A 12604-nucleotide genomic window follows, 5' to 3' on the forward strand; every position below is an offset into this window, starting at 1 on the left:
GACCATGACAGACAGACTGCCTCCCTTCGATCCCGCATCGGCCACCGAAGAACAGAAGGCCGTGCTGGCCGACATCCTCAGCGGCCCGCGCGGCAACCTGAACGGGCCGTTCCTCGGCTGGATCGCGAGCCCCGAGCTCGCCCAGCACGCGCAGCGGCTCGGCGCGTTCTGCCGTTATCGCACGGGCCTGCCGCTGCGCCTGTCGGAACTCGCGATTCTCGTGACCGCCGCGCGCTGGCGCTCGCAGGCCGAGTGGCACATCCACTATCCGATCGCGCTCGATGCCGGCGTGCCGGCCGCGACGGCCGACGCGATCCGGCGCGGCGTCACACCGGCGTTCGAATCGGACGACGATGCGCTGATCCATGCATTCGCGACCGAGCTGTACGACACGCAACGCGTGAGCGATGCGACGTTCGCGCGTGCGCAGGCGCGTTTCGGCCACGAGACCGTCGTCAACCTCGTCGCGCTGCTCGGCTATTACGCGCTCGTCGCGATGACGCTCAACACGTTCGGTATGCGCGCAGACGGACAAACTGATTTGCCGTTTCCGGAATAATCGACGCATGCGCGTGCGTCGGCAGATGCCGCGCGCGCGTTCCGAGACCGCCGAAAAGCCCGTCAGCACGGGCTTTTCGGCGTTTTGGCGTGATGCGATCGACATCCTCGCCGCGTCTTGCTGATGCACATCGTAGCGCCTGCGCGTCAGCGCAGAAAATTTTCCCCGTACCTAGAATTTCTGCAAAACGCTTACGGGGGATGTATCGATGCGGTGGGTCCTGTTGATCGTGTTCATTGCGTGTGTGATTCATACGCACCGGCGCGGCAAGGTTCGGCACAGGTTGTTCAGGCAACTATCCGATCACTCGACCTTCACCGCGCCGTTGAACTGCTTTTCATACGCGTTGTCCGCGGTGCCGACCACGCCGTTTCTCGACCCACGGCACTTTCCGGAACTCGCGGTGCTGCAGCGCGAATGGCGGACCTTCCGCGAGGAAGCGCTCGCGTTGCGCGATGCCAGCCGGATCAAGGCGTCGGGCGAGTACAACGACATCGGCTTCAATTCGTTCTTTCGCAACGGCTGGAAGCGCTTCTACCTGAAGTGGTACGACGCGCCGCATCCGTCCGCACAGGCGTTGTGTCCGCGCACGGTCGAGATCCTGTCGCGGATTCCGTCGATCAAGGCCGCGATGTTCGCGCAGCTGCCGCCGGGCGGCAAGCTCGGGCTGCATCGCGATCCGTATGCGGGCTCGCTGCGCTACCACCTCGGGCTCGACACGCCGAATGACGACGCGTGCCGGATCGTCGTCGACGGCGAGTCGTATGCATGGCGCGACGGCGAGGCCGTGATGTTCGACGAAACCTATCTGCACTGGGCCGAGAATCGCACCGCGCACGATCGCGTGATCCTGTTCTGCGACATCGACCGGCCGATGAAATATCGCTGGGCGCAGCGCGTCAACGATGCGTTCGGCCAACTGCTGATGCGCGCGGCCGCGTCGCCGAACGAAACGGGCGACCGCACCGGCGGCCTCAATCATGCATTCAAGTACCTGTATGCGATTCGCCGCGCCGGCAAGCGGCTCAAGGCGTGGAATCGCACCGTGTACTACGTCGTCAAGTGGGCGCTGTTCGGCGGGATCGCGGTCGCGATCTTCTGCCTCTGATGGGGCGCGAGCAGGGGGTGTCGAACCGTCTGAGGATAGGGCGGGGCCGCGTCGGTCGGGCCCCGCCGGCGCTGCGCCCGCGCTGCGCCCGCATCAATGCAACCAAATGTATTCATGCGGGATCTGCCGCGAACCCACGCGTATGATGGCTCGTTCACGTCGATAAGATCGGTGAGCAAGCATGAGAAGGACCCGAAAGACTTTGATGATCGTCGGCGGACTGCTGGTGGCTGCGGCAGGCAGCGGCTACGTGATGCTGTTGCGCGACGACCACCGCGCGATAGCGGAGGCCGGCATCGGCGATGCCGCAGCGCCTGCCGCCGCGGTGCCCGCGGCGAACGGCGACCATACCGCACAAGGCACGATCGCACCGCCGGCGGCGGTGGCGGTGCCGTCCACGCACGTCGACGACGCCGTGCCGCAACGCGCGGCCGTACCGCCGCCGGCCGCGGCTCCCGCCCGCGCGAATGCGGCGCCGCCATCCACCGCCGTCGTGCCGGTGATCGCCGGGCAGGCGCCCCCCGCGAAACCGACCGCGCCGCCGCCGACCGTTCACGTCGTAACGGTCGAGCCGGAGGATTCGACCCCAGCGACGGCAAAGCCTGCGCCCGCCACGCCGCAGGCCCCGATACAAGCCGCGCAACCGCCACAAGCGGCACGACCGGCGCAACCCGTGCAATCCGTGCAATCCGCACCGCCAGTCCAGGCAGCGCAGGCGAGCCGCCCGAGTCAGCAAGCACAGCCGGCTCAACGCGCGGAGCGCAAGCGCGACGGGCTCGAACGGCACGCGGCAGCACCGTCCGGCACGAAATCCGAAACGCCTGAAACCGCCGCGCTCGTGCATGAATCGGCGAAGCTCGATCCGTCGTTGCCGCCGCCGCAATACGTGGCGACGCCGAGCGCCGATCGCGCACGTCCGTCGGCCGGCGGGAATGCGGTTGCCGCCGCGATGACCGAGCAACTGGTCAGGCAGTCGAGCAGCTTCAAGGCGCCCGCATCGGCGAGTGCCGCGCCCGCCGCGGCCCAGTGAGAACGGTGCCGGCGCGCTCGCACCGCGCCGCACGACGCCGGATGAAAAAAGACCCCGCACGCCGACCAGGGCATGCGGGGCCAAGAGAGACGAATCCGGGCGGTGCGTCGCGCGTTACGCGGCGATCGCTTCTTCGGCCTGCGGCGCGTCGGCCGTGGCCGGCGTCACGTCCTGCCGGATCAGGTGGTCGAACGCGCCGAGCGACGCCTTCGCGCCTTCGCCGACCGCGATCACGATCTGCTTGAACGGCACCGTCGTCACGTCGCCGGCCGCGAACACGCCGGGCACCGACGTCGCGCCGCGTGCATCGACGACGATCTCGCCGTGCTTCGACAGCTCGATCGTGCCCTTCAGCCATTCGGTGTTCGGCACGAGGCCGATCTGCACGAACACGCCTTCGAGATCGACGCGCTTCGCTTCACCCGAACGCAAATCCTTGTAGACGAGCCCGTTCAGCTTGCTGCCGTCGCCGGTCAGTTCGGTCGTCTGCGCCTGCGTGACGATCGTCACGTTCGGCAGGCTGCGCAGCTTGCGTTGCAGCACCTCGTCCGCGCGCAGTTGCGCGCCGTATTCGAGCAGCGTGACTTCCTTCACGATGCCGGCCAGGTCGATCGCGGCCTCGACGCCCGAGTTGCCGCCGCCGACCACCGCGACGCGCTTGCCCTTGAACAGCGGGCCGTCGCAGTGCGGGCAGTACGCGACACCGCGGTTGCGGTATTCGCGCTCGCCCGGCACGTTGATTTCGCGCCAGCGCGCGCCGGTTGCCAGGATGATCGTCTTCGCCTTCAGCACCGCGCCGTTCGCGAGGCGGATCTGGTGCACGTCGCCCGGAATCAACGCGTCGGCGCGCTGCACGTCCATGATGTCGACGTCGTACTGCTTCACGTGCTGCTCGAGCGCGGTGGCGAACTTCGGCCCTTCGGTTTCCTGCACCGACACGAAGTTCTCGATCGCCATCGTGTCGAGCACCTGCCCGCCGAAGCGCTCGGCCACCACACCCGTCGCGATGCCCTTGCGCGCCGAGTAGATCGCGGCGGCCGCACCGGCCGGGCCGCCGCCGACGATCAACGTGTCGAACACCGGCTTGTTCTCGAGCGACTTCGCGGCGCGGGCGCCAGCACCCGTGTCGAGCTTCGCGAGGATTTCCTTCACGCTGCTGCGGCCCTGGCCGAACGATTCGCCGTTCAGGAACATCGTCGGCACGGCCATGATCTGGCGCGCCTCGACTTCGTTCTGGAACAGCGCGCCGTCGATCGCGACGTGGCGGATGCGCGGGTTGATCAGCGACATCACGTTCAGCGCCTGCACGACTTCCGGGCAGTTCTGGCACGACAGCGAGAAATACGTTTCGAACGCGTAGTCGCCGTCGAGCGCGCGAATCTGTTCGATCACGTCGTCGTCGAGCTTGATCGGATGGCCGCCCGTTTGCAGCAGCGCGAGCACGAGCGACGTGAATTCATGGCCCATCGGGATGCCGGCGAAGCGGATGCCCGCCGGCTTGCCGGGTTCTCCGATCGAGAACGACGGCTTGCGCTCGGCGTCGTCGCGGCGTTCGGTCACGGTCACGCGCGACGTCAGCGAACCAATCTCGTTGAGCAGCGCAAGCAGTTCCTGCGACTTCGCGCTGTCGTCGAGCGACGCGACGAGTTCGATCGGGCGCGTGATCTTTTCGAGGTACGCTTTCAGTTGATTCTTGAGATTGGCGTCGAGCATGGCGTTTCGGATTCCGTATTGATAATTCTGGTCGGGCACGTCGTGCCGGAGGAGGGTGCGGGCCGCATGGGGCGGCCCGCGACGCGTCGCTCGCGCGCCTCGGGCGAGGCGCGCGCAGTGAGCGTCAGATCTTGCCGATCAGGTCGAGCGACGGGGTCAGCGTTTCCGCACCCGGCGTCCACTTGGCCGGGCACACTTCACCCGGGTGCGCCGCGATGTATTGCGCGGCCTGCACCTTGCGCAGCAGTTCGCCTGCGTCGCGGCCGATGCCGTTGTCGTGGATTTCGCACAGCTTGATCTCGCCTTCCGGGTTGATCACGAACGTGCCGCGCAGGGCCATCCCTTCTTCCTCGATCAGCACGTCGAAGTTGCGCGACAGCGTGAGCGTCGGGTCGCCGATCATCGGGTACTTGATCTTGCCGATCGTGTCCGACGTGTCGTGCCATGCCTTGTGCGTGAAGTGCGTATCGGTCGACACGCCGTAGATTTCGACACCCAGCTTCTGGAATTCCGCGTAGCGGTCGGCGAGGTCGCCCAGCTCGGTCGGGCAGACGAACGTGAAGTCGGCCGGGTAGAACACGACGACGGACCACTTGCCCTTGAAGTTCTCTTCGGTCACGGGCACGAAGTCGCCGTTGTGGTATGCGGTTGCCTTGAACGGCTTGATTTGGGTGTTGATGATCGGCATCTTGCGAGTTCCTTTGGGGTGGTGTTGATGAAGTGTTCCCAGTATCCGGGTTGACCCCGAGTTTGTGAAATTGCTTGTTTCAATCCTCGGCATCGGGAATTCCTATCTGCTTCCGGCCCCCGTTGCGGCGGGCCGTCCGGACGGCCCGTGACATCCGGGCCGGGCCTTCCGGCGGATTTCGGCCGGGGGGCGCTTCTGACACATTGGGTGGGCGGGAGCGTGCGGCGCCGACCCACGGCCACGCGCTTCGCGCCAGGGCCCGGCACCCGTTCGGCACGAACGGCTGCGCGGTCGTTCGACACTCATCGTCAACCTGCGCCATGAACCTCTTTTCCGGACGCGCCGCGCGCGCGCTGCTTGCGTGGTGCCGCGACATCTTGCTCGTGCGCCGATGCCTGCTTCGTCACTGGCGCAGCGCGGCCTGCGCATTCATCGCCGTGTCGTGCGGCGCACCGGCGCTGGCCCTCGATGCAACCGCCCCGGCGGCGACGGCCCCGACGGCCCCGACGGCGGTGACGGCCGCGACGGCCACGCCCGCCACCACGACCGCGCCCGCCACTACGACCGCGCCCGCCACCACCGTCACCGCCACCGGCCTCGTACCGCTACCCGACGGCCGGCTGCTCGCGCCAGAGTTCGCGCGCATCGTCACGCGCGGCACGCTCGTCGTCGCGGTGCTCGGCGTCGACCAGCCGCCGTTCTTCTGGTCGCGCAACGGGGCATTGGCGGGCGTCGACATCGACCTCGCCGACGAGCTCGCGAAAAAGCTCGGCGTGGCCGTGCAGTTCGACCGCGACGCGCGCACCTTCGACGACGTCGTTCACCTGCTCGCGACCGGGCAGGCCGACGTCGCGATCAGCAAGCTGTCGCGCACGTTGCCGCGGGCGCAGGTGGTCAGCTTCAGCACGCCGTACATCAGCCTGCGGCGCGCGCTGCTGATCAACCGCGTCAGCTTCGCGGAACTCGCGAAAGGGCGGCCGCTGCCGGAAGTCGTGCGCGACTATCGCGGCACGATCGGCGTCGTCGCGCGCTCGGCCTACGCCGAATACGTGCGCAACGACTTCCCGGCCGCGCAGGTGCGCACCTATCCGAGCTGGCCGGCGACGCTCGACGCGCTGAACGCCGGCGCGGTGACGGCCGTGTATCGCGACGAGCTCGCGATCAAGCTCGTGATGCAGGACGACCCGAGCGCACCGATCCGGCTGCGCGTCGCGACCTTCGACGACCTGACCGACGCGCTCGCCGTCGGCGTGCCGGTGTCCGCGCCGACGCTGCTCGCGTTCGTCAACCAGTTCCTGGCCGAGCGCAACAAGCGGCTCGACGTGAAATCCCTGCTCGATGCGATGGGCCACTGAAATGAACATGAACGAGACCCGCCGGATCAGGCCACGCATCGAGCGGCTGCATGCGTTCGCGATCCATCCGTTGACGGTATTCGGCAGCCTCGCGCTCGGGATCGTCGCGGGCATGCTGTGGCCGGCCGCCGCGCCGCAGTTCGACTACGTGGGCGAGGTGTACGTCGGCCTGCTCAAGATGACGGCGCTGCCGTTCATGACGGCCGCCGTGATCTTCAGCCTGCAGCGGTTGCTGCGCGAGGGCAGCGCATCGGATCTCGTGATGCGCGTGATCGCGATCTTCGGCTGCGTGTCGGTGTTCGTCGTGGTGGTCGGCGCGGTCGTGCTGGTCGCGATGCGCCCGGGCGAGCACCTGTCGAACGCGACGCTGAAGGCGTTCGGCGCGCTGGTCGGCAGCGACGGCGCGGCGAGCGACACCGTGATGACGCTGTACGGCACCGATCCCGCGGAGAAGTCGTCGGGCCTCGCCGACATGCTGATCGCGCTGGTGCCGGGCAACTTCTTCGCGGCGCTCGCGAGCGGCGACACGCTGAAGGCGCTGGTGTTCTCGCTGTTCTTCGGCTTCGCGTCGGGGCGCGTGCCGGCGAGCATCTCGGCGGCGCTGAGCCAGACGCTGGAGACCGTGTATTTCACGTGCCAGAAGATCATGCACTGGCTCGCGTATCCGACGCCGATCGTGCTGTTCTGCGGCGGCGCCGCGCAGATCGGCACGTCCGGGTTCGGGCCGCTCGAGGCGATGTTCCGCTTCGTCATGGCGTTCGTGGTCGTCACCCTCGTGCTGATCGCGGCGGCGATTGCCGTGATCTGGAAGCGCTCGGGCGCGACGCTGGCCGACACGCTCGCCGGCTTGCGCACGCCGTTCGCGATGGCGCTCGCCACGCGCAGCAGCGTCGCCTGCATGCCGAGCATGATCGAGTGCCTGGCCGACGGCTTCGGCTTTGCCCGCGCGCGCGTCGAGCTGGTCGTGCCGCTCGCCGTGTCGCTGCTGCGCGTCGGGCCGATGGTCTATTACGCGAGCGCGACGCTGTTCGTCGCGCAACTCTACGAACGCGCGCTCGGCCCCGGCGAGCTGTGCGTCGTGCTGGTCGCGTCGGTGCTGGCCGGATTCGCGTCGACGGGCACGTCGGGGGTCGTGACGGTGTCGCTCGCCGGGATGGTCTGCGCGGCGCTGCACCTGCCGTTCGAGGCCGCGTTCGTGCTGTTCGCGGCGGTCGATCCGTTCTGCGAGATGTTGCGCACGCTGTTGCTGGTGATCGGCAACTCGGCCGTCGTATCCGCGATCTGCGCGCGGCCGCCGCGCGCGTGAAGGAGACATCATGGCGCTTGTCGGGGTATTGGGCGGAATGGGGCCGCTGGCCACGGTCGACTTCATGCATCGCGTGATTCGCCTGACGCGCGCGCGCTGCGACCAGGAGCACCTGCCGATGATCGTCGCGAACCTGACGCGGACGCCCGATCGCTCGCGCGCGATCCTCGACGGCGGCGCCGATCCGCTGCCGGCGCTGCTCGACGGCGTCGCGCTGCTGAACCGCTGCGGTGTCGACGTGATCGCGATCCCGTGCAATTCGGCGCATCACTGGTATGCGCCGCTGCGCGAGCGCAGCGCGGCGCCGGTGCTGCATATCGTCGATGCGTCGGTGGCCGCGGTGCCGGCCGGCGTGCGGCGCGTCGCGGTGCTCGCCACGGGCGGCACGCTGGTGTCGGGCTTCTATCAGGCGGCGCTGCGTGCGCGCGGCTTCGAGCCGGTGATGCCGGCCGTGGCCGCGCAGCGTGATATCGCCGCGTGCATCGCGGCCGTCAAGGCGGGGAAGATCGATGCGTCGGTGCGGCGCCTGTCGCGCGCGCTCGCGACGCTCGCGCGGCGGGACGTGGGCGTCGCGGTGATGGGCTGCACGGAAATTCCGCTCGCCGCGCGTGCGTTGCGCGATGCGCCGTTCGCGTTGATCGACAGCACGCAGGAGCTGGCGCGGGCGACGGTCGCTTATGCGGCCGAGCGCGGCTGGGGGCGGGCAGTGTGACGCGCGGCTCTCCGGCATGCGTGACGGACGCCGCTCGCGCGGGCCACGCGTGCGGCGATGCTCGGCCGGCAGGCGGCGGACCGGCCGCTCAGCCGGCGATTTTCCTCAGCCAGTCGGCAAGCCGTCTCGCGCCGTCCGGCATGTCCGCATCCTCGCGCGTGCACAGGTAGTAGTCGCGCCCGTCGTCGAGCGCGTGATCGAACAGCTGCACGAGTTCGCCGCTCGCCAGTTCCCGCTCGACCAGCGGCGCGCGCAGCAGCGCCGCGCCGAGATCCGCGCGCGCCGCGCTCAGCGTCAGTTGCCCGTCCTCGAACATCGGCCCCACCGCATGCGACACGTGCCGCACGCCGGCGCCCTGCAGCCAGTTGACCCAGGTGCTGCGATCCTCGTCGTGCACGAGCGGCGCCCGCGCGAGATCGGCCGGCGTGCGGAACGGCCCGTGACGCTTCAGGAACGACGGGCTGCACATCGGCACCATCGCGCCCGGCAGCAGCCGCTCGCAGCGGTAGCCGGGCCAGTCGCCGGTGCCGAAGCGGATCGACAGGTCCGACGCGTCGCTTCGGTAGTTGCGGTGATGGGCGTACAGCACGGTCACGTCGACGTCGGTGTTGTCGGCGAGGAACGCGTGCAGCCGCGGAATGAACCAGCCGATGCCGAGCAGCGGAATCAGGCTGATTGTGATCTGCCGCAGCGACGAGCGGTCGCGCACGAAGCGCGTCGCGCTGCGCAGCACCGAGAACGCGGCGCTGATCGAGCGGTAATAGTCGCGCCCCTCGTCGGTGAGCGCGAGCAGCCTGCCTTCGCGCACGGTCAGCGGCGTCTGGATGAACGCTTCGAGCAGTTGCAACTGGTGGCTGACCGCGGACGGCGTGATGTCGAGCTCGTGCGCGGCCGCGGTGACCGAGCCGAGACGCGCGAATGCCTCGAACGCGCGGACGGCGCGCAGCGGGGGATCGTGCGGCAATTGTTCGATATTTTTCATGTATCGAATTTTATCGAAAAATCAGGGTAAGCGACAATCTGAAAATACGCTGTATTTACAGGTGTTTACGCTATTGTGTCGGGAATGGCATAAGCATCCAACAATTGAGTATTTGGGGTGTGGATGTCGAATCTTTAATATTTTTCATGTTTTGATCCGAATCACTGATCCCCGCACATGAAAATCGCCTTTCTTCCCGCCCGTCTCGCCTTCTCCGCGGCCGCGCTGATCGCAGCCGTTCCCGCCTTCGCGCAATCCGCGCCGCAGACGATCCTGATCGGCCTCGCCGCGCCGCTCACCGGCCCGTCCGCGCGCATCGGCAAGGATCTCCAGAACGGCGCGCAGCTCGCGATCGACGACGCGAACGCGAAGCATCCGAGCATCGGCGGCAAGCCGGTCGTCTACAAGCTCATCGCGGCCGACGATCAATCCGACCCGCGCACGGCCGTCGCGGTCGCGCAGCAACTGGTCGACCAGCACGTGATCGGCGTCGTCGGTCACTGGAATACGGGCTGCAGCGTGCCGGCGTCGCGCGTCTATCGCGATGCGGGCATTGCGCAGATCGCGCCGGCCTCCACCGGCCACCAATACACGCAGCAGGGCTACGCAACCGCGTTCCGCATCATGGGTCACGACGATGCGGGCGGCAATTTCACCGGCGCGTATGCGGTGAAGACCCTGAAGGCGAAGCGCATCGCGGTGATCGACGATCGCACGTCGTTCGGCGCGGGGCTGGCCGATCAGTTCATCAAGGGCGTGCAGGCGAACGGCGGCACGATCGTCGATCGCCAGTACGTGAACGACAAGACAACCGACTTCAGCGGCGTGCTGACCGCGATCAAGGGCAAGCGCGCGGATCTCGTGTTCTTCGGCGGGCTCGACGCGCAGGCCGCGCCGATCGCGCGCCGGATGCGCCAGCTCGGCGTGAACGCGCCGCTGCTCGGCGCCGGCGGTTTCGTGAGCCAGACCTTCCTGTCGCTCGCGGGCAAGGACGGCGAAGGCGTGACGGCGCTCGAGCCGGGCCTGCCGCTCGACCGGATGCCGGGCGGCAACGCGTTCGACGCGCAATATCGCGCACGCTGGCACGCGCCGATCGAGCTGCATGCGCCGTTCGCGTACGACGCGGCCGCCACGTTGATCGCGGCCACCCAGAAGGCCGGCACGACGCAGCCCGCGAAGGTGGTCGCGGCCGTGCGCGCGATCGACCGGGCCGGCGTGACCGGCCGGGTCGCGTTCGATCAGCAAGGCAACCTGAAGGACCCGGCGTTCACGATCTACCAGGTACGCGGCGGCAAGTGGACCGTCGTCGACGTGCTCGGCGGCGCGCGCCCCGCAACGAAATAACGACGGAGACGTTCCCATGACCGACCAGACCCACGCAGCCGCGGCGGCACCCGAGGACACGCGCCTCGGCATCCTCGCGCGGCGCCGCATCGAAGCGGAAATCATCAAGCCGATCTACGAGATCATGAAGCGCGAATTCGGCACCGAGCGCGCGCAGGCCGTGATCGCGGAAGCCGTGCGCGGCGCGGCCGTCGACGCGGGCCGCACGTTCGCCGCGCAGGAGCCCGACGGCACGAGCGTGCAGTCGTTCATCGCGCTGCAGGTGCTGTGGGAGAAGGACGACGCGCTCGACGTCGAGGTGCGCCGCGCGGACGACGCACACTACGACTACGACGTGCATCGCTGCAGCTATGCGGAGATGTATCACGCGATGGGGCTCGGCGAGATCGGCCACCTGCTGAGCTGCGCGCGCGACAGCTACTTCATCGAGGGTTACGATCCGCGCATCGCACTGACGCGCACGAGCACGATCATGCAGGGCGGCAAGCGCTGCGATTTCCGCTATGCGCTAAAGGCCGCACCGCGCGACGACGCAGCGGAGGCCGGCAATGCATGACGACTTCGCACGCGCACCGCGGGTCGACGGCGCGCGGCTGTGGGCATCGCTCGAACGGATGGCGCAGATCGGCGCGACGCCGAAGGGCGGCGTCTGCCGTCTCGCGCTGACCGATCTCGACCGCGAGTCGCGCGACCTGTTCGTGCAGTGGGCGCGCGACGCCGGCTGCACGGTGCGGGTCGACCAGATGGGCAACGTGTTCGCGCGCCGCGCGGGCCGCAATCCCGACGCCGCGCCGGTCATGACGGGCTCGCACGCCGACTCGCAGCCGACCGGCGGCCGCTACGACGGCATCTACGGCGTGCTCGGCGGGCTCGAGGTCGTGCGCGCGCTGAACGATGCGGGCATCGAGACCGAACGCCCGATCGACGTCGTGATCTGGACCAACGAGGAAGGCTCGCGCTTCGCGCCGGCGATGATCTCGGCCGGCGTGTTCGCGGGCGTCTATCCGCTCGAATACGGGCTGTCGCGCACCGACGGCGCCGGCAAGACGATCGGCGAGGAGCTCGCGCGGATCGGCTATGCGGGCACCGAACCCGTCGGCGGCTATCCGGTGCATGCCGCATACGAACTGCATATCGAACAGGGCGCGATTCTCGAGCGCGCGGGCAAGACGATCGGCGTCGTGACGGCTGGGCAGGGGCAGCGCTGGTACGAGGTGACGCTGACGGGCGTCGACGCGCACGCAGGCACGACGCCGATGGAATTCCGGCGCGACACGCTGGTGGGCGCCGCGCGGATGATCGCATTCGTCGATGCGCTCGGCCGGCGCCATGCGCCGCACGCGCGCGCGACGGTCGGGATGATCGAGGCGCGGCCGAATTCGCGCAACACGGTGCCGGGCAACTGCTTCTTTACGGTCGAGTTTCGTCATCCCGACGATGCGGTGCTCGACGAACTCGATGCGGCGCTGCGTGCGGAACTCGCGCGCGTGGCGACCGACGCCGGGCTCGGTGCGCAGATCGAGCAGATCTTCACGTATGCGCCGGTGCCGTTCGCGCCGCGCTGCATCGACGCGGTGCGCGACGCGGCGCAGGCGCTCGGGCTGTCGCACATGGACATCGTGTCCGGCGCGGGCCACGACGCGTGCTACGTCGCGCGCGTCGCGCCGACCGGCATGATCTTCGTGCCGTGCGTCGACGGGCTGAGCCACAACGAGGCCGAGGCGATCACGCCCGAATGGTCGACGGCGGGGGCGGACGTGCTGCTGCGCGCGGTGCTGCACAGCGCGCAGGAAGCGGGCGCTTGACC

Annotated in this window: 12 protein-coding genes; 9 read left to right on the forward strand and 3 right to left on the reverse strand. The window is 68.5% G+C overall.

The genetic code is table 11. The features are described from left to right. The first annotated feature begins 4 nt into the window (after window positions 1-4). The 3 genes from ACP26O_RS27000 to ACP26O_RS27010 all read left to right on the forward strand — a co-directional run bounded on the left by ACP26O_RS27000 (window position 5) and on the right by ACP26O_RS27010 (window position 2697). The gene (locus ACP26O_RS27000; RefSeq protein ID WP_175662968.1) at window positions 5-559 is read left to right on the forward strand and encodes a carboxymuconolactone decarboxylase family protein; all 555 of its coding nucleotides are present in this window, start codon (window positions 5-7) and stop codon (window positions 557-559) included. A 208-nt stretch (window positions 560-767) separates the two neighbouring features. Continuing rightward, window positions 768-1667, forward strand: a complete 900-nt coding sequence (lpxO, locus tag ACP26O_RS27005; protein WP_175662967.1) for a lipid A hydroxylase LpxO — start codon at window positions 768-770, stop codon at window positions 1665-1667. A 181-nt stretch (window positions 1668-1848) separates the two neighbouring features. Then, window positions 1849-2697, forward strand: a complete 849-nt coding sequence (locus ACP26O_RS27010) for an extensin (protein WP_175662966.1) — start codon at window positions 1849-1851, stop codon at window positions 2695-2697. 114 nt (window positions 2698-2811) lie between these two features. On the opposite strand, the gene ahpF is transcribed toward ACP26O_RS27010, so the two are convergent. Beyond that, window positions 2812-4410 (reverse strand): alkyl hydroperoxide reductase subunit F, encoded by a 1599-nt coding sequence (gene ahpF / locus ACP26O_RS27015; protein WP_175662965.1) that lies wholly within the window; start codon window positions 4408-4410, stop codon window positions 2812-2814. Between the two features lie 124 nt (window positions 4411-4534). Then, complete coding sequence (gene ahpC / locus ACP26O_RS27020) at window positions 4535-5098, reverse strand: alkyl hydroperoxide reductase subunit C (protein ID WP_006750178.1); 564 nt, start codon at window positions 5096-5098, stop codon at window positions 4535-4537. Window positions 5099-5418: 320 nt separating this feature from the next. Here ahpC and ACP26O_RS27025 point away from each other — a divergent pair, with 320 nt between their 5' ends. The 3 genes from ACP26O_RS27025 to ACP26O_RS27035 are packed head-to-tail and all read left to right on the forward strand — an operon-like array spanning window position 5419 to window position 8471. Next, the gene (locus tag ACP26O_RS27025) at window positions 5419-6453 is read left to right on the forward strand and encodes an ABC transporter substrate-binding protein (RefSeq protein ID WP_175662964.1); all 1035 of its coding nucleotides are present in this window, start codon (window positions 5419-5421) and stop codon (window positions 6451-6453) included. Between the two features lies 1 nt (window position 6454). Continuing rightward, window positions 6455-7759 (forward strand): dicarboxylate/amino acid:cation symporter, encoded by a 1305-nt coding sequence (locus ACP26O_RS27030; RefSeq protein WP_426356341.1) that lies wholly within the window; start codon window positions 6455-6457, stop codon window positions 7757-7759. Window positions 7760-7769: 10 nt separating this feature from the next. Then, window positions 7770-8471 carry an aspartate/glutamate racemase family protein gene (locus tag ACP26O_RS27035; RefSeq protein ID WP_175662962.1) on the forward strand — a complete coding sequence of 234 codons (702 nt, stop codon included), beginning with the start codon at window positions 7770-7772 and terminating at the stop codon, window positions 8469-8471. Between the two features lie 88 nt (window positions 8472-8559). Here the strand turns inward: ACP26O_RS27035 and ACP26O_RS27040 are convergent, their stop codons facing one another. Further along, on the reverse strand, window positions 8560-9453 hold the full coding sequence (locus ACP26O_RS27040; RefSeq protein WP_175662961.1) for a LysR substrate-binding domain-containing protein: 894 nt from the start codon (window positions 9451-9453) through the stop codon (window positions 8560-8562). Between the two features lie 177 nt (window positions 9454-9630). Between ACP26O_RS27040 and ACP26O_RS27045 the strand changes: the two genes are divergently transcribed. Genes ACP26O_RS27045 through ACP26O_RS27055 form a run of 3 tightly spaced genes read left to right on the forward strand, consistent with a single transcriptional unit; the run spans window position 9631 to window position 12602 of the window. Then, window positions 9631-10797, forward strand: a complete 1167-nt coding sequence (locus tag ACP26O_RS27045) for a branched-chain amino acid ABC transporter substrate-binding protein (RefSeq protein WP_175662960.1) — start codon at window positions 9631-9633, stop codon at window positions 10795-10797. Between the two features lie 16 nt (window positions 10798-10813). Continuing rightward, window positions 10814-11353: an L-2-amino-thiazoline-4-carboxylic acid hydrolase gene (locus ACP26O_RS27050; RefSeq protein ID WP_175662959.1), complete on the forward strand. Its 540-nt coding sequence runs from the start codon at window positions 10814-10816 to the stop codon at window positions 11351-11353. Continuing rightward, the gene (locus ACP26O_RS27055) at window positions 11346-12602 is read left to right on the forward strand and encodes a Zn-dependent hydrolase (RefSeq protein WP_175662958.1); all 1257 of its coding nucleotides are present in this window, start codon (window positions 11346-11348) and stop codon (window positions 12600-12602) included. The genes ACP26O_RS27050 and ACP26O_RS27055 overlap by 8 nt, the downstream gene beginning before the upstream one ends. The last annotated feature ends 2 nt before the right edge of the window (window positions 12603-12604 follow it).

Origin of the sequence: Burkholderia sp. R-40 (genome assembly GCF_049942845.1) — a bacterium.
GTDB lineage: Bacteria > Pseudomonadota > Gammaproteobacteria > Burkholderiales > Burkholderiaceae > Burkholderia > Burkholderia ambifaria.